The organism is Streptomyces sp. NPDC044106 (assembly GCF_056433985.1).
In genome coordinates this window covers 255,835-278,503 of record NZ_JBWKFZ010000001.1, presented here as the reverse complement: position 1 = coordinate 278,503, position 22,669 = coordinate 255,835, and the positions used below count along the sequence as shown (strand labels likewise).

General features: G+C 72.4%; 14 protein-coding genes. 11 read left to right on the top strand and 3 right to left on the bottom strand.

Annotated elements, in window-relative coordinates; all coding sequences use genetic code 11:
* Positions 1–121 precede the first annotated feature (121 nt).
* From AC07DI_RS01250 to moeZ, 9 genes are all read left to right on the top strand, one after another.
* Complete coding sequence (locus AC07DI_RS01250) at positions 122–1,849, top strand: ABC transporter substrate-binding protein (protein ID WP_478901407.1); 1,728 nt, start codon at positions 122–124, stop codon at positions 1,847–1,849.
* Positions 1,846–2,781 carry an ABC transporter permease gene (locus AC07DI_RS01245; RefSeq protein WP_478901406.1) on the top strand — a complete coding sequence of 312 codons (936 nt, stop codon included), beginning with the start codon at positions 1,846–1,848 and terminating at the stop codon, positions 2,779–2,781. The genes AC07DI_RS01250 and AC07DI_RS01245 overlap by 4 nt, the downstream gene beginning before the upstream one ends.
* Entirely contained in the window at positions 2,778–3,776 is a 999-nt protein-coding gene (locus AC07DI_RS01240; protein ID WP_478901405.1) for an ABC transporter permease, read from the top strand. The genes AC07DI_RS01245 and AC07DI_RS01240 overlap by 4 nt, the downstream gene beginning before the upstream one ends.
* Positions 3,773–5,374 carry a dipeptide ABC transporter ATP-binding protein gene (locus AC07DI_RS01235; protein ID WP_478901404.1) on the top strand — a complete coding sequence of 534 codons (1,602 nt, stop codon included), beginning with the start codon at positions 3,773–3,775 and terminating at the stop codon, positions 5,372–5,374. The genes AC07DI_RS01240 and AC07DI_RS01235 overlap by 4 nt, the downstream gene beginning before the upstream one ends.
* A 252-nt stretch (positions 5,375–5,626) precedes the next feature.
* Positions 5,627–7,372 (top strand): DUF3492 domain-containing protein, encoded by a 1,746-nt coding sequence (locus AC07DI_RS01230; RefSeq protein ID WP_478901403.1) that lies wholly within the window; start codon positions 5,627–5,629, stop codon positions 7,370–7,372.
* Positions 7,369–8,907 carry a hypothetical protein gene (locus AC07DI_RS01225; protein WP_478901402.1) on the top strand — a complete coding sequence of 513 codons (1,539 nt, stop codon included), beginning with the start codon at positions 7,369–7,371 and terminating at the stop codon, positions 8,905–8,907. Before AC07DI_RS01230 ends, AC07DI_RS01225 begins: the two co-directional genes overlap by 4 nt.
* A 150-nt stretch (positions 8,908–9,057) precedes the next feature.
* Entirely contained in the window at positions 9,058–10,014 is a 957-nt protein-coding gene (locus AC07DI_RS01220; RefSeq protein WP_478901401.1) for an NAD-dependent epimerase/dehydratase family protein, read from the top strand.
* The gene (locus AC07DI_RS01215) at positions 10,002–10,751 is read left to right on the top strand and encodes a spherulation-specific family 4 protein (protein WP_384249365.1); all 750 of its coding nucleotides are present in this window, start codon (positions 10,002–10,004) and stop codon (positions 10,749–10,751) included. Before AC07DI_RS01220 ends, AC07DI_RS01215 begins: the two co-directional genes overlap by 13 nt.
* Positions 10,752–10,814: 63 nt before the next feature.
* Complete coding sequence (moeZ, locus tag AC07DI_RS01210; protein ID WP_478901399.1) at positions 10,815–11,993, top strand: adenylyltransferase/sulfurtransferase MoeZ; 1,179 nt, start codon at positions 10,815–10,817, stop codon at positions 11,991–11,993.
* A 70-nt stretch (positions 11,994–12,063) separates the two neighbouring features.
* On the opposite strand, the gene AC07DI_RS01205 is transcribed toward moeZ, so the two are convergent.
* The 3 genes from AC07DI_RS01205 to AC07DI_RS01195 form a co-directional block, all read right to left on the bottom strand.
* The gene (locus AC07DI_RS01205) at positions 12,064–13,629 is read right to left on the bottom strand and encodes an alpha/beta hydrolase (RefSeq protein ID WP_478901397.1); all 1,566 of its coding nucleotides are present in this window, start codon (positions 13,627–13,629) and stop codon (positions 12,064–12,066) included.
* Positions 13,630–13,766: 137 nt separating this feature from the next.
* Positions 13,767–15,314, bottom strand: a complete 1,548-nt coding sequence (locus tag AC07DI_RS01200) for an alpha/beta hydrolase (RefSeq protein ID WP_478901395.1) — start codon at positions 15,312–15,314, stop codon at positions 13,767–13,769.
* Between the two features lie 105 nt (positions 15,315–15,419).
* On the bottom strand, positions 15,420–18,200 hold the full coding sequence (locus AC07DI_RS01195; RefSeq protein ID WP_478901393.1) for a lysylphosphatidylglycerol synthase transmembrane domain-containing protein: 2,781 nt from the start codon (positions 18,198–18,200) through the stop codon (positions 15,420–15,422).
* 212 nt (positions 18,201–18,412) lie between these two features.
* Between AC07DI_RS01195 and AC07DI_RS01190 the strand changes: the two genes are divergently transcribed.
* Both AC07DI_RS01190 and AC07DI_RS01185 read left to right on the top strand, forming a co-directional pair.
* Positions 18,413–18,865 carry an MGMT family protein gene (locus AC07DI_RS01190; protein WP_478901392.1) on the top strand — a complete coding sequence of 151 codons (453 nt, stop codon included), beginning with the start codon at positions 18,413–18,415 and terminating at the stop codon, positions 18,863–18,865.
* Between the two features lie 167 nt (positions 18,866–19,032).
* Positions 19,033–22,656 (top strand): ATP-dependent helicase, encoded by a 3,624-nt coding sequence (locus AC07DI_RS01185; protein ID WP_478901390.1) that lies wholly within the window; start codon positions 19,033–19,035, stop codon positions 22,654–22,656.
* Positions 22,657–22,669 lie beyond the last annotated feature (13 nt).

Here is a 22,669-nt window from a genome sequence, read left to right as displayed (position 1 = left end):
TCCACGCCGCCTTATGTGCCGCGTCTCCGCGCCTTCTCCCGGGGCGAGCTCCGCTCGGTCTCTGCTCGATTCCCATTGCTCCGCTGCCCTTCGCGCAGCGCCCCCGAGAGGTCTTTCCCCGATGCGCCAAACGTCCGTCATAGCCCGCCGCGTGGCAGCGGCATCCGTCAGCCTGGTCCTGGCCTCGGGCGCCGTCGCCTGCGCGGGCCCGAAGGACAGCGGCGCCGGGAGCGGCGACGGCAAGCCCGCCGAGGGCGGCACGCTCACCGTCCTCAACCGCGTTCCGCAGACCGACTTCGACCCCGCGCGGCAGTACACCTCCGGCGGCGGCAACGTGCCGAGCCTCGTCTTCCGCACGCTGACCACCCGTAACCGCGAGGACGGCGCCAAGGGCGCGGAGGTCGTCCCGGACCTCGCCACGGACCTGGGCAAGCCGAGCAAGGACGCCACCGTGTGGACGTACACCCTGAAGAAGGGCGTCAAGTACGAGGACGGCTCGGCGATCACCTCGGCGGACGTGAAGTACGGCATCGAGCGGTCCTTCGCCGCCGAACTCAGCGGCGGCGCGCCCTACTTGCGGGACTGGCTCATCGGCGGGGACAAGTACCAGGGGCCGTACAAAGACAAGAGCGGCAAAGGGCTCGCGTCCATCGAGACGCCCGACGAGCGGACCATCGTCTTCCACCTGAACAAGCCCGAGGGCGAATTCCCCTACCTCGCGACCCAGACGCAGTTCACGCCCGTCCCGAAGAGCAAGGACAAGGGCACGAAGTACGAGGAGCACCCCGTCTCGTCCGGGCCCTACAAGGTCGTCAAGAACGAGAACGACGGCGAGCGGCTGCGCCTGGAGCGCAACCCGCACTGGTCCGCGAAGACCGATCCGGAGCGCAAGGCCTACCCGGACGTCATCGACGTACGCTCCGGGCTCGACTCGTCCGTCATCAACCAGCGGCTCTCCGCGAGCCAGGGTGCCGACGCCGCCGCCGTCACCACCGACACCAACCTCGGCCCCGCCGAACTCGCCAAGGTCACCGGCGACAAGGAGCTGGCCTCGCACGTCGGCACCGGCCACTTCGGTTACACGAACTACCTCGCCTTCAACCCGCAGGTGAAGCCGTTCGACGACCCGAAGGTCCGCCAGGCCATCTCCTACGCCGTGGACCGCTCCTCCGTCGTCAACGCCGCGGGCGGCTCCTCCCTCGCCGAGCCCGCCACCACGCACCTGCCGAACCAGAAATCATTCGGATACACGAAGTACGACCACTTCCCGGCGGGCCCGTCCGGCAACCCGGAGAAGGCCAAGGAGCTCCTGAAGGAAGCCGGTCACAAGGACGGGCTGACCATCACGCTCACGCATTCCAACGCCAAGGACTTCGAGACGAGCCCCGAGATCGCGACCGCGATCCAGGACTCCCTGAAGAAGGCCGGCATCACCGTCAAGCTCCAGGGCCTCGAGGACAACGACTACAAGGACAAGACCCACAGCGCCAAGGACGAGCCCGGCCTCTTCCTCGCCCACTGGGGCGCCGACTGGCCCTCCGGCGGCCCCTTCCTCGCCCCGATCTTCGACGGTCGGCAGATCGTGAAGGACGGCGCCAACTTCAACACCGGCTTCCTCGACGACAAGTCCGTCAACGACGAGATCGACGAGATCAACAAGCTGACCGACCTGAAGGCCGCCGCCGAGCGGTGGGGCGCACTCGACAAGAAGGTCGGCGAGAAGGCGCTGACCGTGCCGCTCTTCCACCCGGTCTACAAGCGCCTGTACGGCAAGGACGTCAAGAATGTCGTCATCAGCGACTGGACCGGTGTGCTCGACGTCTCGCAGGTCGCGGTGGAGTCGAAGTGATCGCAGGTTCGCGCTTCTGGGGGCGGCTGCGCGAGCAGCGCGCCGCCCTCGTCGCGGCGGGCGTCGTCGCGCTGCTCGTCGTCGTGGCGCTCGCCGCGCCGCTGCTCACCGCCCTGGAGGGGCAGGACCCCACCGCGTACCACCCGGACCTCATCGACTCGGCGCGCGGCGGCGTGCCGGTCGGCCCGCTCGGCGGGATCAGCGCCGAGCACTGGCTCGGCGTCGAGCCGCAGACCGGCCGCGACCTCTTCGCGCGCCTGGTGTACGGGGCACGGGTCTCGCTCGGCGTCGCGCTCGCCGCGACCCTCGTGCAGGTCATTGTCGGTGTGGCGGTCGGGATGGCCGCCGGGTTCGGCAACCGCTGGGTCGACCAGGTGCTCAGCAGGGCCACCGACGTCATCGTGGCCCTGCCGCTCATGGTCTTCGCACTCGCGCTGATGGCGGTCGTGCCCAGCGGATTTCCGCGGCCCATGCTCGTCGCCCTCGTCATCGGGCTCATCGCCTGGGGCAGCCTGGCCAAGATCGTGCGGGCGCAGACCATCACGCTCAAGGAGCTCGACCACGTGGCCGCCGCGCGGCTCAGCGGCTGGGGCTCCGTGCGGATCGCCCGCCGCGAACTGCTGCCCGCCCTCGCCGCGCCCGTCATCACCTACGCCGCGCTGCTCGTCCCCACCAACATCACCGTCGAGGCCGCGCTCTCCTTCCTCGGCGTGGGCGTGAAACCGCCCACCGCGTCATGGGGCCAGATGCTCACGTCCGCCGACGTCTGGTACCAGGCGGCGCCGCAGTACCTGCTGTACCCGGCGGGCGCGCTGTTCGTGACCGTGTTCGCCCTCACCGTCCTCGGCGACGGCGTGCGCACGGCGCTCGACCCGCGGGCCACGTCGCGGCTGCGGATCGGCGCCGGCCGGAAGCAGGAGGCCCGCGCATGACCGGCCTCCCCGGATTCCTGCTGCGGCGCCTCATCGGCGTCGTCGTCACGCTCCTCGCCCTCTCCGTCATCGTCTACGCGGTCTTCTACACCGCTCCGGGCGACGTCGCCCAGATCACCTGCGGCCCGCGCTGCTCACCCGCCCAGGTCCAGCAGGTCGCCGAGCAGCTGCGGCTCGACGATCCGCTGTACGTCCGCTACTGGGACTTCCTGCAAGGAATCGTCGTCGGCCAGGACTACTCGACGGGCACCGGCACCGAACACTGCTCCGCACCCTGCCTCGGGATCTCCTACCAGAGCGACCAGCAGGTCACCACGCTGATCACGACGAAGCTGCCGGTCACCGGGTCGCTCGCGCTGGGCGCGATGGTGCTGTGGCTCCTCCTGGGGGTGGGCGCCGGCGTGCTCTCCGCCTGGCGGCGCGGCCGGATCAGCGAGCGCGTGCTGACCGCCGTCACGCTCGCGGGCACCGCCACGCCCGTCTTCGTGATCGGCCTGCTCCTGATGATCGTGGTCTGCGGTCAGCTCCAGTGGCTGCCCTTCCCCCAGTACGTCCCCTTCGCCGACGATCCGACGCAGTGGGCGTGGAACCTGCTCCTGCCCTGGCTCTCGCTGGCCCTCATCGAGGCCGCCAAGTACGCGCGCCTGACCCGCTCCTCGATGCTGGAGACCCTCGCCGACGACCATGTGCGGACCTTTCGCGCGTACGGCGTGGGCGAGCGGTCGATCATCGGGAAGCACGCGCTGCGCGGCGCCGTCGCGCCCGTCATCGCGCTGACCGCCAACGACTTCGGGTCGATGTTCGGCGGCGCGGTGCTCAGCGAGACGCTGTTCGGACTGCCCGGACTCGGGCGCGAACTCGTGCACGCGGTCAAGGTCGTCGACCTGCCGGTGGTGGTCGGGATGGTCCTGGTCACCGGCTTCTTCGTGGTGCTCGCCAATGCCGTCGCGGACGTCCTGTACGCGGTGGCCGACCGACGGGTGGTGCTGTCGTGAGTCTCGTTCAAGTCACCGACTTGTCGGTGGAGTTCGGCTCCGGGGTGCACGCGGTCGACGGGCTCTCCTTCTCGCTGGAAGCGGGCGGCGCGCTCGCCCTCGTCGGCGAGTCGGGATCCGGCAAGTCCACCGTGGCGTCCGCGCTCCTCGGCCTTCACCGGGGCACGGGGGCGCGCGTCGACGGGTCCATCCTCGTCGACGGCGTCGACGTACAGGCGGCGTCCGAGGCCGAACTGCGCGGGCTGCGCGGCGGGAAGGCCGCAATGGTCTTCCAGGACCCGCTCTCCTCCCTCGACCCGTACTACGCGGTGGGCGACCAGATCGCCGAGGTGTACCGCGTGCACACCGGAGCGTCCAGGCGGGCGGCACGCGCGCGTGCCGTGGAAGTGCTCGACCGGGTCGGCATTCCCGACGCGACCCGCCGCTCCCGCTCGCGCCCGCACGAGTTCAGCGGCGGCATGCGCCAACGAGCCCTCATCGCCATGGCGTTGGCCTGCGAGCCCGCGCTGCTCGTCGCCGACGAGCCGACCACCGCGCTCGACGTCACCGTCCAGGCCCAGATCCTGGACCTGCTGCACGCGCTGCGGACCGAGACCGGCATGGGCCTGCTCCTGGTCACCCACGACGTCGGCGTCGCCGCGGAGAGCGCCGACGAGGTGCTCGTCATGCGGGACGGACGCGCGGTGGAGCGCGGCGAGGTGCGGGACGTCCTCGGCGCGCCCCGGGAGGCGTACACGCAGGAACTCCTCAAAGCCGTGCCCCGGGTGGACGCACCGCTCGTGCCGGCCGCCGGGGAGCCGGGCGAGGTCGTGCTCGAAGCCGTCGGGCTCCGGCGCGAGTTCGGGCGAGGGAAGCGCGCGGTCACCGCCGTCGACGACGTCTCGCTCACCGTCCGCCGCGGGGAGACCCTCGGCGTCGTCGGCGAGAGCGGCAGCGGCAAGACCACGCTCGGGCGCATGCTCGTCGGCCTCCTGGAACCGACCGCCGGGCAGCTCCGCCACGGGGGTGCGGAGAAGCCCGGCGGCCGGGTGGTGCCCGGGGTGCAGATGGTGTTCCAGGACCCCGTCTCCTCGCTCAACCCGCGGCGCTCCATCGGCGAGTCCATCGCCGACCCGCTGCGGGCACGGGGCGAGAACGACGCCTTCGTACGAGACCGTGTGCGCGCCCTCCTGGAGCGCGTCGGCCTCGAACCGGCGCACTACGCCCGCTACCCGCACGAGTTCAGTGGCGGGCAGCGCCAGCGCGTCGGCATCGCGCGGGCGCTCGCCGCCGAACCCCGCCTCATCGTGTGCGACGAGCCGGTCTCCGCCCTCGACGTGACGACTCAGGCCCAGGTCATGGCGCTGCTCGCCGAGTTGCAGCGGGAGCTCGGGCTCGCCCTGGTCTTCGTCGCGCACGACCTCGCGGTGGTCCGGCAGGTCAGCGACCGGGTCGCGGTGATGCGACAGGGGCGGATCGTCGAGCAGGGCCCGGTGGCGGAGGTCTACGGCGCGCCCCGTGACCCCTACACCCGGCGGCTGCTCGCGGCGGTGCCCGCGCTCGACCCGGAGGTGGCGGCGCGGCGGCGGGCGGCGCGCGAGGAGCTCGCAGGGGTGTGAGGCGCCCGTAGGGGGCGTGCGGGTGGCGCGAGGCCAGGGGCGGTCGCAGCCCGACGTTCCGTGGCGAAACGCGGCTTCCGCGGGGTTATAGCGCGACGGAACGCGACCGACGCGGGAAAGTTACTGCCGTTCACCCCTTCTGGTGGCGCGATGGACAACCGTCCGTCGCGCCACCCGCATGACCGCATACGTTCTTCCCGCTGCGAGCCGCCGGTCCGGCGGCTCCCCAGACGGGAGATCGGGGGTGCGCTCGTGCGCGTCGGACTGCTTACGGAGGGTGGCTACCCGTATGTGAACGGTGAGGCCCGGCTCTGGTGCGACCGGCTCGTGCGCGGGCTCGGGCAGCACGAGTTCGACGTCTACGCACTCAGCCGCAGCGAGCGGCAGGAGGCGCGGGGCTGGGTCGAACTGCCGCCCCGCATCGGCCGGGTGCGCACGGCGCCGCTGTGGACCACCGACGACGAGGCGCTCCGTGCCGCGGGGCCCCGCGGCGGACGCGGACGGCGGGCCAGGCGCCGGTTCGCGGAGTGCTTCGGGGAGCTGGCCGACGTGGTCTGCCGGGGTGGCTCCGGCGGCGTCGACCGAGCGGCGCGGGACGGCCGCGACGAGGTGGCGGACCGTTTCAGCAACGCGCTGTACGGGCTCGCCGAACTCGCCCGTGACGAGGGCGGCCTGGTCGGCGCGCTGCGCTCCGAATCCGCCGTCCGCGCCCTGGAGCGCGCCTGCCGCGCGCCCGGCGCACCGCGCGCCGCCCGCGCGGCCCGCGTCTCCGACCTGCTCACCACAGTGGATCTGATGGAGCGGGCGCTGCGGCCGCTCTCCCTCGACTGGTACGGCGCCGACGGGCTCGGCGCCGTCGACCTGTGCCACGCCACCTCCGGCGGGCCCGCCGCGCTGCCGGGACTCCTCGCCGGACACTTCGCCGGAGTGCCGCTGCTCGTGACCGAGTACGGCGTGCAGTTGCGGGCGCACTACCTCGCCGCGGGCGACATGGACCTGAGCGCGCCCGCGAGGGCACTGCTCGCCTCCTTCCACGGCCTCCTCGCGGCCGAGGTGTACCGGGGGGCCGCCCTCATCACCCCCGGCAACACCCACGCCCGGCGCTGGCAGGAGCGCTGCGGCGCCGACCTCGCCAAGCTGCGCACGGTCTACCCCGGCATGGAGGCCGACCGCTTCACGGAGATCGGCGAGCGGGGCTACGACGCGTTCACGACCGACCCCGACACGCTCCTGTGGGTCGGCCGTGTCGAGCCCGCCAAGGACCTGATCTCCCTGCTCCACGCCTTCGCGGCGATCCGCGGGGAGGTGCCGGGGGCGCGCCTGCGGATCGTCGGGGCGCCCGCCGAGGGGCCCGCGGCCCTGGAGTACCTCGCGCACTGCCGGGCCCTCGCCGCACAGCTGTTCCCCGACGAGGCGGAGGGCGCACACGCCGTCGGCACGAACCCCGTCTCCTTCGAGGAGATCGGCGGCCCCGACGTGCCCGAACTCGCCGACGCGTACGCCGGTGGAGGCATCGTCGTCCTGTCCAGCGTCGTCGAGGGCTTCCCGATCAGCCTGGTCGAGGCGATGTTCTGCGGGCGCGCGACCGTCTCGACGGATGTCGGCGCGGTGGTGGAGGTCATCGGCGGTACGGGACTCGTCGTGCCGCCGCGCAATCCGAGGGCGCTCGCGCAGGCGTGCGTGGCGCTCCTGCGCGACCCCGGCCGACGTGCGCGCCTGGGCGCGGCGGCGCGGGCGCGAGCCCTCGAACTCTTCACCGTCGAGCAGAACATCGCGGCATTTCGAAGCATTTACTTGGACATCGTCTCGCACTGCCCGGTGCGCAGGGACGCGGTGGACGAGGCGGGCGAACCGGTGCCGTTCGCGCATCCGGCGGAGGCGTATCTCCCTGGCCGGTGGGCGGTCGCGGTGGGGCCCACGTCGTCCGGAGCGCAGCCGGGTGCCGAGAGCGGCGGGGTGCCGAGCTGGGCCGTGACGGAGGAGGGGGCCGCCGTATGAAGCGAGTCGAGGGAGCTGTGGACGCCGTCGAGGCCGTGGACGCGGTGGGCGGGCCGCGTGCTCCGGAGGGGTTGGTGGGCCCGGCGGAGTACGTGCCTGCCTTCGGCGCAGGCGCAAGCGCCAGCGCCAGCGCCAGCGGCAGCGAGGGCGAGGGCGACGGTGACGGCGACAGCGGGTGGGACGCGCGGGGCAAAGGGCGGGGTTACGGCAGCGGAGACGGCGCCGACGGCCGCAGCAGGGTGAGCGGAAACGGCAACGGCGGCACCGTCACCACCGAAGCGCACCCGCCCGGTCCCCGCGCCAACCCCCCACGCCGCGGCCCCGCCGACCCCGTGAAAGCCCTCATACACCGCCACCGCGAGCTGTGCGAGCGCGCCGTCGACCCGCTGGAGATCGCGGTGGGCCTGGAGGCCCACGGGGTCACCGACAGGGCGGCCGCACGCTTCCGGCACCGGGACGTGTTCGCGCTCGCCGAGGAGATGTACGCGCGCGTGCCGCGCGACGGGGACGAAACCCCGGGCGCGGCCTCCCCCGGCAAGGGGCGCACCGAGGGGCGTACGAAGGGACGTACCGACGGGCGTAGGGAAGTACATGAAGGCGCGCGCCCCGCACACCGCACCACCCCCGACCTCGCCCCCGCCGTACCCACCGGCTGGGCCCTCTTCGCGCTGCTGCCCGGTGCCGCCTGCGCCGCGGCCGTGGCCGGGCTGCTCCTCGGTGAGGGAGACACGCGGCTCGTGGCCGTACCCGTCGGCGCGCTCGCCGTCGGCGTGGCACTGCGTATCGCCCTGCGGTACGGGCCACTGCGCGCCGTCGCCCGCCCGACGCACGCCACGCGCGCGTGGGTGTGCTGGCTCCTCGCGTACGCCCTGCTCGGCGACGGCCTGTTACGGGGCGTCGTCGCGGACGGCACCGACGGACCCGGCGACCTCTGGGACCCCGCGGTCGCCCCGCTCCTCGGCCTCGCCCTCGCCGTCGCACCCGCGACGTGGTGCGCCCGCCTCTTCGCCGTACGGGCCGGGCGCAGGCTCGCCGCCAGCCGTGGGCTCGACGAGTTCGCCTCCGCCGTAAGGCCGTTGCTGCTCGGCGTGTTCGCGCTCTTCCTGGCGGCTCTCGGGGCGCTGCTCGCGACGGCGGACGCGCTGCTCACGACGGCGGACGCGCTCCTCGGCGATGTGGGTGGCCGCCCGGGCGGCCACCCCGTCCACGGCTCTCCCGCACTCCTCGGAGCCGCCGCGCTCGGCGCACTGCTGCTGCTCGCCCGGCTCCTCGGCGTCTACGGCTTCACACGCGCCCCCACCCTGCTGCTCGGCGCAGCGGGCACCTGCGAAGCGGCCGCCCCTGCCCTGGTGTTCGCGGGCCGGCTGCCCGGCTGCGATGCACTGGCCGTCCCCGTCAGGGCCGCCGTCGACGCGTGGGGCCCCGGTGTCGTACCGGCCCTCGCGTGCGGCGCGGCGGCCCTCGCCCTCCTGGTCCACGCGGCCAGGACCCTGACCCTCGCCTCGGCCCACTTCGGCGCCCGGGACGCACCGTGAGCCGCCGCACCAAGACCGGCACGACCACTCTCCCGCGGGGCCGACACCGCGGGCCTCATCCCGTGCACCACGGCAACACCCCGAAGGAGAAAGACAGATGACCACCCGCAGCCGTCTCCGCCTCCGAGCGGCCACCCCGGGAGGCGCCCGATGAGGGTGCTGCTGATCGGAGCCAACGGATACCTCGGCCGGTTCGTCGCCGACCGGCTGCTCGCCGACCCGGCCGTGCAGCTCACCGCGCTCGGTCGCGGCGACGACTCGGACGTACGGTTCGACCTCGCCAGCGGAAGCCCCGGCGCGCTCACCCGCTTCCTGGACGCCGTGCATCCGGGCGTCGTCATCAACTGCGCCGGTGCCACCCGCGGCGGCGCCCGCGACCTGACCCGGCACAACACCGTCGCCGTCGCCACCGTCTGCGAAGCCCTGCGCCGCAGCGGCTGCGGGGCCCGCCTCGTGCAGCTCGGCTGCGGCGCCGAGTACGGCCCGAGCCAGCCGGGCTCCTCCACGGCCGAGGACGCGGTGCCGCGCCCCGGCGGGCCCTACGGCGTCAGCAAGCTGGCGGCCACCGAACTGGTGCTCGGCTCCGGGCTCGACGCCGTCGTCCTGCGGGTGTTCTCGCCCGCCGGGCCCGGTACGCCCGCGGGGTCGCCGCTCGGGCGGCTCGCGGAGGCCATGCGGCGCGCGATGCAGGCCGGTGACGGCGAGCTCAAGCTGGGCGGGCTCGGCGTGCAACGGGACTTCGTCGACGTGCGCGACGTGGCGCGCGCCGTGCACGCCGCCTCGCTCTCCGCCGCCCAGGGCGTCGTCAACATCGGCTCGGGCCGTGCCGTACGGCTGCGCGACGCGGCCGCGGTCCTGGCCCGCGTCGCGGGGTACGGCGGCGCGTTGCACGAACTGGATCAGGTCCCCGTGCGGGGAGTCATCGGTCACCCGCGCGGTGAAGCCGAACACGGCGCCCCGGCCGCCGCGTACCCCTACCCCGACGGCTGCGGCAGCTGGCAGCAGGCCGATGTCCGCACCGCGCGCGACCGGCTCGGATGGAGGCCCCGCATCAACCTCGAAGAGTCGCTCGCCGACATCTGGATGGAGGCCGCATGCCGCATCTGACCAGGGCCGACAGGGGCACCGCGAGCACCGAGGTGCGCGTCGGCTTCGGCATCCCGGGCTTCGCCCACCCGCTCGTCGCCCCCGTCGAATGGGCCGAACTGACCCGGCCCGGCGCCCCTTTGAAGTGGGTCGTCCTCAATGTCGCGAACGGTCCTGGCGAGCGGCCCGACCCGCACTGCCTCGAAGCGGCGGGCCGACTGCGGAACGCGGGCATCCGCGTGCTCGGCCACCTCGACACGGCGTACGGCGCCCGCTCCTTCGGGGAGCTGGTCTCCGACGCGCACCGCTACCTCGACTGGTACCGGGTCGACGGCTTCTCCCTGGACCGCTGCCCGACCGAACGGGCGGCGCTTCCCGACGTCCGCCGGACGGTGGCGACCCTGCGCGCGCTGGTCGACGACGCGCACATCGTGCTCGGCCACGGCTCCCACCCCTACCCCGGATACGCCGAGACGGGCGACCAGTTGGTGACCTTCGCGGGGCCGTGGAGCGACTACCGCTGGTCACAGGTGGCGGAGTGGACCGCCGACCATCCGCCGGAGCGCTTCTGCCACTTCGTGCACGGCATGCCGCTCGGCCACCTGGACGAGGCGCTGCGCATCGCGCGCTGGCAGGGCGCCTCGACGATCTACTTCACCGACCGGGTGGAAGGGCGCGGTCACGGCGACCCGTGGGAGTCCCTGCCCGGGTACTGGGACGAAATCGTCTCGCGTATTGGGACGGGTATCTCGGAATGAAAAAGGGCGTGGCAGTGTTACGGGGAGAACAACCGTTCCGAAATACCGACCAACGGAGTCCCCGTGTCGCTGCCACCCCTGGTCGAGCCCGCCTCCGAGCTCACCGTCGACGAGGTTCGCAGGTACTCCCGCCACCTGATCATCCCGGATGTCGGGATGGACGGGCAGAAGCGGCTGAAGAACGCCAAGGTGCTGTGCGTCGGCGCCGGTGGCCTCGGGTCGCCGGCCCTGATGTACCTGGCCGCGGCCGGTGTCGGCACGCTCGGCATCGTCGAGTTCGACGAGGTCGACGAGTCCAACCTGCAGCGCCAGATCATCCACAGCCAGGCGGACATCGGCCGCTCCAAGGCGGAGTCCGCGAAGGACTCGGTCCTCGGCATCAACCCGTACGTCAACGTGATCCTCCACGAAGAGCGGCTCGAGGCCGACAACGTGATGGAGATCTTCGGCCAGTACGACCTGATCGTCGACGGCACGGACAACTTCGCGACCCGCTACCTGGTCAACGACGCGTGCGTGCTCCTCAACAAGCCGTATGTCTGGGGCTCCATCTACCGCTTCGACGGCCAGGCGTCCGTCTTCTGGAGCGAGCACGGCCCGTGCTACCGCTGCCTCTACCCGGAGCCCCCGCCGCCCGGCATGGTCCCCTCCTGCGCCGAGGGCGGCGTGCTCGGCGTGCTCTGCGCGTCGATCGGCTCCATCCAGGTCACCGAGGCGATCAAGGTCCTGACCGGTGTCGGCGACCCGCTGGTCGGCCGCCTGATGATCTACGACGCCCTGGAGATGCAGTACCGCCAGGTCAAGGTCCGCAAGGACCCGGACTGCGCGGTCTGCGGCCCGAACGCGACCGTCACCGAGCTCATCGACTACGAGGCCTTCTGCGGCGTCGTCTCCGAGGAGGCCCAGGAAGCGGCGGCCGGTTCGACGATCACTCCCAGGCAGCTCAAGGAGTGGATCGACGCCGACGAGAAGATCGAGATCATCGACGTACGCGAGCAGAACGAGTACGAGATCGTCTCGATCCCCGGCGCCAAGCTGATCCCGAAGAACGAGTTCCTCATGGGCACCGCCCTCCAGGACCTCCCGCAGGACCGGAAGATCGTCTTGCATTGCAAGACGGGTGTCCGCTCCGCGGAAGTTCTCGCCGTGCTGAAGTCCGCGGGCTTCGCGGACGCGGTGCACGTGGGCGGCGGCGTGATCGGCTGGGTCAACCAGATCGAGCCCGAGAAGCCGGTGTACTAGACCTGCCTGCCAAAAAGCCCATCGGCCTGCTGGAAACGCCCCGCTCACCCCTTGGTGAGCGGGGCGTTTCTCATGAGCAGACCTTGCCGTCCTTCGGGGCCTCGCCCTCCAGCAGGTACGCGTTGATCGTGTCGTCGACACAGGAGCTGCCGTTGCCGTACGCCCCGTGGCCCTCGCCCTTCCACGTGAGGTGGACGCCGACGTCCTTGCCGAGTTCGTCCGCCATCTTGCGGGCGCCCTCGTAGGGGGTGGCCGGGTCGCCGGTGTTGCCGACGACGAGGATCGGGTCGGCGCCCGGCGCGCTCACGTCGGGGGAGTCGTGCAGCCCGGCCACCGGCCACTCGTGGCACCAGCCGGCCGTGTCCCAGCCCATGAACTCCCCGAAGACCGGCGATATCTCACGGAAGCGGCCCAGGCGCTTCTTCGCCTCCTCCGGAGAGGTCCGCGTCTTCGCGTCCAGGCAGGAGATGGCCCGCTGCGAGTGGCTCTGCGTGCTGTAGCGCCCGGAGGCGTCGCGTTCGTTGTAGGCGTCGGCGAGCTGGAGCAGCGTCGAGCCGTCGCCCTTCTCGGCGTCCGCCAGGCCGCGGGTCAGCGCGGGCCACGTCTGCTTGCTGTAGAGCGTGACGAGGATTCCCGTGCTCGCCAGGGACTCGGTCAGCTTCCGGTCGCCCGAGGCGCGCATCGGCGCGGCGTCCAGGCGCTTGAACAGCTTCGCTATCCTCGCGCTCCCCGCCTTCGGGTCCTCGCCCTGGGCCCTGAAGTAGTTGTCCAGGGCGCGCTGGAAGCCCTTCGCCTGGTTCTCCGCGTGGCCGATCGCGTCCGCGCTCGGGTCGACGACCGCGTCGAACATGAGGCGGCCGACGCGCCGGGGGAACAAGTGGGCGTACGTGCCGCCCAGTTCGGTGCCGTACGAGATGCCGAAGTAGTGCAGCTTGTCGTCGCCGAGGACCTGGCGCATGACGTCCATGTCGCGGGCCGCCTCGACCGTCGAGATGTGCTCGATGACGTTCTTCGCGTTCCGCGCGCAGCCCGCTCCGAAGTCCGCCGCGTCCTTGAAGTAGGCCTTCTCCTCCGCCGGAGTGTCCGGTGTGAGGTCGATCTTCTTCTCGGCGGCCCGCGTCGCCGCGTCGTCCCGGCAGCGCACGCCCTTGCTCGCCGCGACCCCGCGCGGGTCGAAGCTGACCAGGTCGTACCGCTCACGCAGCTTGGTGTAGGAATCGGCGAAGGACGGGAGGCCCGAGACGCCCGAGCCGCCCGGACCGCCGAAGTTGAAGAGGAGGGAGCCGATGCGGTCGCCCTTGCCCGTGCTCTTGGCGCGGATCAGGGCGATCCCGATGGTCTCGCCGCCCGGCCTCGCGTAGTCCAACGGGACCTTGAGCGTCGAGCACTGCCACTCGGTACCCGGCGCACTGCCCTTCTCGGGCGCCTCGCAGCGGCTCCAGTCCAGCTTCTGGGAGGTCAGCGAGGCGGGCAGGGTCGAGGAGGGATCCGGCTTCGGCCTCGGCTCGGGAGCGGTCGCCGAAGGGCCCTTCCCGTCCTCCCCGCCCCCGTCGCCGGACGAGCCGCAGCCGGCGGCCAGGCCCGCCACCAGGACCCCCGCCGCGGCCAGAGCCGTGGACCGTACAAAACGCTGCATTGAGGCGCTTCCCCCCTTGGAAGACAGTCAGGCCATAGTAGGTGGGGCCTCTGACATCGGTTGGGGCGCCCGGGGTTGGCGGTCCGGCGCGCGGGTGATGGCGGTCCGGGGCGCGGGCGATTTCCGTCCCGCGCGGGTCAGGAGCAGACCGTCTGCGCCTTGGGCGTCCTGCCCTCCAGCAGATAGCCGTCCACGGCGTCCCGCACGCACTTGTTCTTGCTGTCGTACGCCCCGTGCCCCTGGCCCTTGTACGTCAGCTCGACGCCGACACCCTTGCCCAGCGCCTGCGCCATCTTGTGCGCGCCCTCGTACGGTGTGGCCGGGTCGCCGGTGTTGCCGATGACGACGACGGGCGGCGCGCCCTGGGCGCTCACGTCGGGGTGGGCGGCCTGGCCCTTGACCGCCCAGTCGGTGCAGCCGAGCATGCCCCACGCCAGGTAGTCGCCGAACAGCGGGGAGGCCCCGCGGAACTCGGGGAGCTTCTTCTCGACGTACTGCGGGGTGTAACGCGCCGTGTCGTCCGCGCAGTTGATGGCGACGTTGGCCGACTGGATGTTGCTGTACTCGCCGTCCTCGTTGCGCCCGTTCATCGAGTCGGAGAGCGCCATCAGGATCTTGCCGTCGCCCTTGTAGGCCTCTTCGAGGCCCTGGGTGAGGTACGGCCAGAAGTCCTTGGAGTACAGGGCCTGGGCGATGCCGTTGGTGGCGGCGGTCTGCGTCAGTTCGCGCGGCGGGAGGCCCCGGATCGGCTTGCCGTCCAGGTCCTTCAGGAGTTTGGCGATCTTCGCCTTGACGTCCTGTGCCGTATCGCCGACCGGGCAGTCGTCCTGCTGGGACGCGCAGTCCTTCGCGAAGTTGTCGAGCGCGAGCTGGAATCCCCGGGCCTGGCCGAGCGAGCCCTCTTCGGAGTTCTCGGTGGGATCGACGACCGCGTCGAAGACGGCCCGTCCCACCTTCTTGGGGAACAGGTGTGCGTAGACGCCGCCGAGTTCGGTGCCGTACGAGATGCCGAAGTAGTGCAGCTTGTCGTCGCCGAGGATCTGGCGCATCAGGTCCATGTCGCGGGCCGCGTCGGTGGTGCGGACGTGCGGCAGAGTGTTGCCTGCGTTCTGCTCGCAGCCGCCGTTGAAGGACTTCACGTTCTCGACGAGCTTCTTCCGCTCGGCGTCGTCGTCGGGCGTGGAGTCCTGCTGGAAGTATTTGTCGAGCTGTTCGTCGTCCTCACATCTGATGCCCGCGCTGCGGCCGACGCCCCGTGGGTCGAAGCTCACCAGGTCGTAGCGGGTGCGGAGCTTGGCGTACTCCTCCGCGAAGGCGGGCAGCGTGGTGATGCCCGAGCCGCCGGGGCCGCCGAAGTTGAAGACGAGGGAGCCGATGCGCTTGTCCTTGCCACCGGTCGTGGCCGCCTTGATCAACGCGATGTCGACCGTGTCGCCCTTCGGCTTCGACCAGTCGAGAGGCGCCTTCATGGTGGCGCACTGCCATTCGGCGCCGCCCGGCAGCGGGGACGGGGCCTCGCCGCCGCCCTCGGAGGCGGCGGGCGCGGGGCAGTCCTTCCAGCTCAGCTTCTGAGCCGGCAGATCCTCGTCCTTGGAGTCGGCTCCGCCGCACGCCGAGAGCGCGGCGGACAGGAGCAGGGTGGCGGCGGCCAGCGCGGTGACGCGCGGCTGGGACTGTGTGGGCATGGGCCCATCCTGCGGGGGACCCTGACGGGACGCTATGGGCGCGGGCCGTGTGGGTGAGGAACGGATACGCCGGAGCGGCGTCCTCTCCCTTGAGTGGCCCCCTCTTTAGAGGAGACCCTTTCGCGTCAGATGGTTGAAGAAGAGCCACCCCGGAAGCACCGGCAGCCACAGCGTCAGGAGCCGGTAGAGCAGCACGGCGGGGGCCGCCACGTCCTTGGGGACGCCCACCGCGATCAGACCGAGGGTCAGCGTCGCCTCGACCGCGCCCACACCGCCCGGCGTCGGCGCCGCCGATCCCAGGGCGTTGCCCGCGAGGAAGACGACCGCGACGCTCGCGAGACTCAGCGACGTCATCTGCTCGTTGCCGAAGGCCCGCACCGAAGCGTCCAGGCAGAGCACGAACATCAGGGTGAGCAGCAGCATCCCGCCGATGCCGGTGAGCAGCTTCTGCGGCCGCTGCAGTACGTCCAGCATGCGCGGCACGACCCCGGCGAAAAGCGACCGCACGCGCGTGACGACGAATTTCCGCAGGAACGGGATGGCGGTCACCACGAGGACGAGGACCGCGACCGACAGCAGACCGGCGATGACGGTGCGGGACGGCGTGAAGGACGGGGTCTTCTCCGTCCCCGTCAGATAGCCGAAGATCAGCAGCAGCAGGATGTGCGAACCGAGCCCGAAGAGCTGCGAGGCGCCGACGCTCGCCACCGCGAGCCCCGAGCGCACTCCGGACCGCTGCAGGAACCGGGTGTTCAGCGCGACACCGCCGACGGCCGCGGGCGCCACGATCTTCACGAACGATCCGGCGACCTGCGCCGCCACCGCCCGCAGGAACGGCACCCGCTCCGGCACGAAGCCCAGCAGGCTCATCGCCGCCGCGAAGTAGCTCAGCGCGGAGAAGCCCACCGCGGCGGCCACCCAGCCCCATTCCGCCTCGTCGACGAGGGTGCCGAACTCGACGTGCGTGAGCTGCGAGAGCAGGAAGTAGGCGCCGATGGCGCCGGCGATGAAGCTGACCAGCGTGCGCGGCCTGATCCGCTCCAGCTGCGCGGGCTCGACCGGCGCCGTCGGGCGGATGAGGAGTACCTGGTGGCGGATCTGGGTGAGCAGATCCTCCTCGCGGGCCTGCTCCAGGGCGTCGTCTATGGCCTGCTTCTCGGCCTGCCGCTCCTGCTTGGCCGCCTGCTTCTCCTGCTTCGAGGACTGCTTGTCCGCCGGGTCGCCCCCGGCCGCCTCCGCGCGCGCGTTCTGCCGGGACTTGCGGGAGGCCTCGAGGACGGCCTCGCGCTCGCGCTGGGACCGTTCCCTGGCCAGCCTGGCGAGGGTGGCGCGGGTGGAGCGGGTGAGGGCGATGGGCTGCAGCAGCGGCAGACAGTCGGCCACCGCGTCGGGCCCGAGGACCTCGACGGCGGCGGCGACCGCGCGTTCGGCCCCCACCCGCAGGCCGAGGGCGGTCAGGAGCTGGGCGATGTCGATGCGCAGGACCAGGTCGCCCGCGGCGATCTCGCCGCCGCGCAGGTCAGTGAGGATCACGGTGCCGGAACGATCCACCAGGACCGCGTCGCCCGCGAGCCTGCGGTGCGCGATGCGCCGGGACTGCAGTGCCTGCACCTGGCGCCAGGTGTCGCACAGCAACTCGTCGGTGATGGCGTCGTCCGGCAGCGAGTCCAGGGTGCGGCCGCCCGTGTGCTCGTAGACGAGCATCACGGCGTCGGGGCCGAGCTCGGAGGTGGCGATCAGCTTCGGCGCGTTCGCTCCGGCCGCGATGGCCGCGTACGCGAGGAGGGCCTCCTGCTCCAGGGCCTGCCGCAGCGACTGCAGGCTGCGCCGCTGGGTGATGCCCCGCAGGGTGAGCCTGCGCCAGACGCGGTAGAAGAAGCCCTGCGCCTGCTGCTCGCGGTCGATGACCGTGACGTCCAGCGGCGGGCCGTCCTCCATGGTGACGAAATACCGCCTGCCGCGGTCGCCGTGCTCGCTGTCCGGGGACTCCTCGCGGGCGGCGTTGACGGGGTGGAAGCCGACGTGGCGCAGGCCCACGAGGAGCGTCTGCCCGGTCGGCCGTACGTTCGGTGAGCCGACCGCGTAGAGCGTGCCGTACGCGACCGCCCAGCCGATCAGCACGGTCAGGATGATCGAGAACGGCGTCGTGTAGCCGGTCACCAGCATCGTGAACGCGTCGAGCAGCAGCACCACGAACAGGACCAGGCGCCAGCGCGGTCTGCGGGACATGCCGACGGCCGTCATGTACGCGATGACGGGTGCGAGGTAGCCGTGCACCGGATCGGTGAAGGCGTGCAGGTCGGCCGGGGACGGCTTGGTCAGCGCGTCCTGGATGGAGTCCGGGGCGGCCTTCGCCACCCAGAGGTCGGTGGCGAGCGTCACGCCGTGCGCGAGGACCGCGGCCAGCACACCGTCGGCGATGCGCAGCCCGTCGCGTTTGACTAGGCGTTCGATCGCGAAGGCGACGGGGACGAGCAGCACCCCGATGCTGGCGATCAGGCCCGCCACCTTGATCAGCAGGTCGGGCGCCTGCTCCGTGCCCTTGTCGATGTCCTGTTCGAGCCCGGACGTCGTTCCGTGCGCGAACGCGGCGATGGCCAGGAGCACGGCGATGGCCAGGACGCCGACGAGGAGCCGCATCAGGTCGGACGGGCGGTGCACGCGCGCGGCCAGGAGCGGTTCGTCGCCCGCGACGCGGTCGACGTGCGCACCCTCGCCGTCGGCGCAGTCGGGACCGCGGTCCACGCCCTGCCCCTGGGCCTTCTCGACCTCTTCGGTCCGCCCGGTCTCGTTGGTCTGGTCGGTCTTCTCGGTCTTCAGGGGGCGCTCACCGGTGTCCAGGTGTGACTCGGACGCAGAGGTGCCCGCCTTCTCATCGGGATGCACGCCCTGCCGCTCCGTTGCCTCTTCTTGATCTCGTATCACCAGTCACCGCCCGCACGATGGTGGCATGTCCCGCCCCCGGAGGGGGGCACCAGGGGGCAACGCGAGGCTGCGAAGTGGTCACGAAACGACACTTTGTGCCCTGTCACGGGGCCTGCGGCACGCTCCGTGGCGGGCACGTCACCATGTCGGTGGGGTACGGCAGGATGGTCCGGATGAGCGAGGAGAGCCGAACGGGACAGGCGCGGCCCGACGACACGGGGCAGGCGCTGCCGGAGTACGCGGAACGGGTTCTCGAGGTCGCCGAACTGATCCCCCCGGGGAGGGTGATGACCTACGGGGACGTCGCCGAGTGGCTCGAGGAAGGCGGCCCGCGCCAGGTCGGACGGGTGATGGCCCTCTACGGAGGGGGTGTTCCGTGGTGGCGCGTGGTCCGCTCGGACGGCGTGCTGCTGCCCGGCCACGAACTGCGCGCCCTTGAGCGCTACCGGGAGGAGGGCACGCCGCTGCGGCAGGCCTCGCGCGCCGCCCAGGGGCATGTCCCGAAGCTCGACATGCGGCGGGCGCGGTGGGACGGCGGTGCGGTGGGCGGCGGCGCGGCGCACGGCGGCGCGGAGGGCGTCGCCGCGGATGACGCTCGCCCGCAGGCTCCGGAGGCTCACACCTGACAGCTTCCGGCATGCGGCGGCACGGCGGGGAACCGGTGGCCCGTACGGGGGAAGCCACGCGTTCCCCGCGCCCACTGGCGTAGCGTCGACAGCACGCATCCCCTTCACCCCGCGGCCACCACGAAGCCGCTCTTCGACCAGTACACCCACCAGGACCGGCGACCCACGTGAGTTCCCCTTCTTCCACTCGGCACACCCGGCACCCGTCGCACCACCAGGTACGACAGGGAGCCCGGGATGTCTACCGACTGGTGCGTACGCCGCCGACCCCATTGGCCCCCCCTCGCCTGGACGCAGGTCAGCGCGGTGTGGTTGACCACGAGAGCGGGCCGCTGCTGGTCCTGGCCGGGCCCGGCACGGGCAAGACGACCACCCTCGTGGAGGCCGTCGCCCGCCGCGTCGCCGAGGGCGGGGACCCCGCACGCATCCTGGTGCTGACCTTCAGCCGCAAGGCCGCGGTGGAGCTGCGCGACCGCATGGCGCTGCGCATAGGGGCGGCGCGCGCCCCGCAGGCCACGACCTTCCACTCCTTCTGCTACGCCCTCGTCCGCGCCCACCAGGACGCCGATCTGTTCGTCGAGCCGTTGCGGCTCCTGTCCGGCCCCGAGCAGGACGTGGCGGTACGTGAACTGCTCGCGGGCCAGATCGACCTCGCGCGGGAGGGGCACGGCCACATCCGCTGGCCGGACGAGCTGCGCGCCTGCCTGACCACGCGCGGCTTCGCCGACGAGGTGCGCGCGGTGCTCGCCCGCAGCCGGGAGCTGGGGCTCGGCCCTGATGCCCTGGACGCCTTCGCGCGCCGCAGCGGCCGGCCCGACTGGGGCGCGGCAGCGGCCTTCCTCGCCGAGTACCTGGACGTACTCGACCTGCAAGGAGTGCTCGACTACGCGGAACTGGTGCACCGCGCCGTGCTGCTCGCGCGCCGGCCCGAGGTGGCGCGGGCGCTCGGCGCGCAGTACGACGCCGTCTTCGTGGACGAGTACCAGGACACCGACCCCGCACAGGTCCGGCTGCTGCACGCGCTCGCCGGGGGCGGCCGCACGCTCGTCGCCTTCGGCGACCCCGACCAGTCGATCTACACGTTCCGCGGCGCCGATGTGAACGGCATCCTGGAGTTCCCGCACGACTTCCCGCGCGCGGACGGCACCCCGGCGCCGGTCGAGGTCCTGAGGACATCCCGCAGGTCGGGCGCGGGCCTGCTCGACGCCACCCGCCTGCTCACCCGCCGCATGCCGCTGACCAGGCTTCCCGCGCAGAAGGTGCGGGCCCACCGGGAGCTGGAGCCGGTCAGGGACGGCGGCCGCGTCGAGGTGTACACCTACCCGACGGCAGGCACCGAGCTCGACAACATCGCGGACATCCTGCGCCGCGCCCACCTGGAGGACGGCGTCCCCTGGGGCGACATGGCGGTCCTGGTCCGTGCGGGCGCCCGCACGATTCCCGCGGTCCGCCGCAGCCTCAGCGCGGCGGGCGTCCCTCTGGAGATCGACGGCGACGACATCGCCCTGCGCCACGAGCCCGCGGTGACGCCGCTGCTCACGGCGCTGCGCGTGGTGGCCACGGCGGTGGACGACGCGGAGGCGGGGGCCGCGGGGGAGGGGACTCCCGAGGGCGAGGCCGCCGAAGCGGAGGCTTCAGTGAGCGATGTCTCGGAAGAGGGTGCCTCTGTGGGCGGTGTCTCGGAAGACGGTGCCTCTGTGGGCGGTGTCTCGGAAGACGGTGCCTCTGTGGGCGGTGTCTCGGAAGACGGTGCCTCCGTAAGCGATGTCCTGGAAACCGAGGCATCCGGAAGCGCCGCTGCAGAAGGCACCGCTGCGGGAATCAGCACTCCAGAAGGCGGCCCCTCCGGAAACGACACCCCCGGGGAACCCGGCCCGCGCCGGACGACCGCCCCGCGCGCGGAAGCCACCGCACCCGCCTGGCTGGACACCGAGACCGCCATCGCCCTCCTCACCTCCCCCCTGGCCGGCATGGACGCCGCCGACCTGCGGCGACTGGGCCGCGCCCTGCGCGAGGAGGAGCGCGCGGCGGGCAACCACGTGCCGCCGCCCTCCGACGAGCTGCTGGCCCGCGCCCTCGCCGAGCCGGAGCGCCTCGTCGCGCACGACCCGGCGTACGCACGCGGCGCCCAGCGGCTCGGCGCGCTGCTCCGCAAGGCCCGCGAGCGCCTCGCGGGCGGCGGCACCGCCGAGGAGGCGCTGTGGGAGCTGTGGGACGGCACGCCCTGGCCCAGGCGGCTCGAGCGCACCGCGCGCCGCGGCGGCGCGGCAGGCCGCAACGCCGACCGCGACCTCGACGCGGTGTGCGCCCTGTTCGCCGCCGCCGCCCGCGCGGAGGAGCGCACGGGCGGCCGCGGCGCCCTCAACTTCCTGGAGGAGACCGAGGCCCAGGACATCGCCGCGGACACACTCACCCGGCGGACGGCCCGCCCCGACGCCGTACGGCTGATGACGGCGCACCGCTCCAAGGGCCTGGAGTGGCGGCTCGTGGTGGTCGCGGGCGTCCAGGAGGGCCTCTGGCCCGACCTGCGCCGCCGCGGCTCCCTCCTGGAGGCCGACCGCATCGGCCGCGACGGCCTCGCCGAACCGCTCACTCCCGGAGCGCTCCTCTCCGAAGAACGCCGGTTGTTCTACGTCGCCGCCACGCGCGCGCGTGAACGGCTCGTCGTGACCGCGGTGAAGGCGCCCGCGGACGACGGCGACCAGCCGTCCCGCTTCCTGAGCGAACTCGGTGTCGAGCCCAAGGACATAACGGGCCGCCCGCGGCGTCCTCTGTCCGTCGCCGCGCTCGTCGCCGAGCTGCGCGCCACCACCGTCGACCCGCGCGTCTCCGACACCCTGCGCGAGGCGGCGGCCCGGCGCCTGGCCCGCCTGGCCGCGCTGAGCGACGCCGACGGGCGCCCCCTCGTACCCGCCGCGCACCCCTACCGCTGGTGGGGCATGTACGAACCGACGGCGAGCGAGGTCCCCCTGCGGGACCGGGACAAGCCCGTCGTGCTCTCCGGAAGCGCCCTCGACCAGCTCGCCAACACCTGCGCCCTGCAGTGGTTCCTCGGCCGCGAGGTGAAGGCGGACGCCCCCGCGACCGCCGCCCAGGGCTTCGGCAACGTGGTGCACGTGCTGGCCGACGAGGTCGCCTCCGGACGCACCCCCGCCGACCTCGCCGTCCTCATGGAGCGCCTCGACTCCGTGTGGGACGCGCTCGCGTTCGACGCCCCCTGGAAGTCGGCGCAGGAGAAGGAGCACGCGCGCGTGGCGCTTGAGCGCTTCCTCCAGTGGCATGTGATGGACCGCGCGAGCCGCACCCCCGTCGCCAGCGAGCACGGCTTCGACGTGACCCTGGAAGCCGGTTCCTACGAAGTGCGGGTACGCGGCTCCATGGACCGTGTCGAACAGGACGCGGAAGGCCGTGCCTACGTAGTCGACTTCAAGACAGGCAAGCAGTCCCCGAGCGCCGCCGAGGTCGCCCGCCATCCGCAGCTCGCCGTCTACCAGCTCGCGCTCCGCGAGGGCGCCGCCGACGAGGTCTTCGAAGGCGTACGACCCGAACCGGGCGGCGCCGAACTGGTGCAGCTGCGCCAGGGCGCCGCCAAGAAGAACGGCGGCGAGAGCCTGCCGAAGGTGCAGGCCCAGGAGGCCCTTACCGGGGAGTGGATCGGCGACCTCCTCGCGACGGCCGCGGGCAAGGTCCTCGACGAGCGCTTCACCCCGACCACCGGACAGCACTGCGCACACTGCGCGTTCCGGGCGTCGTGCAGCGCGCGGCCGGAGGGCCGCCACGTCGTGGAGTAGCCCCGGGGGACCC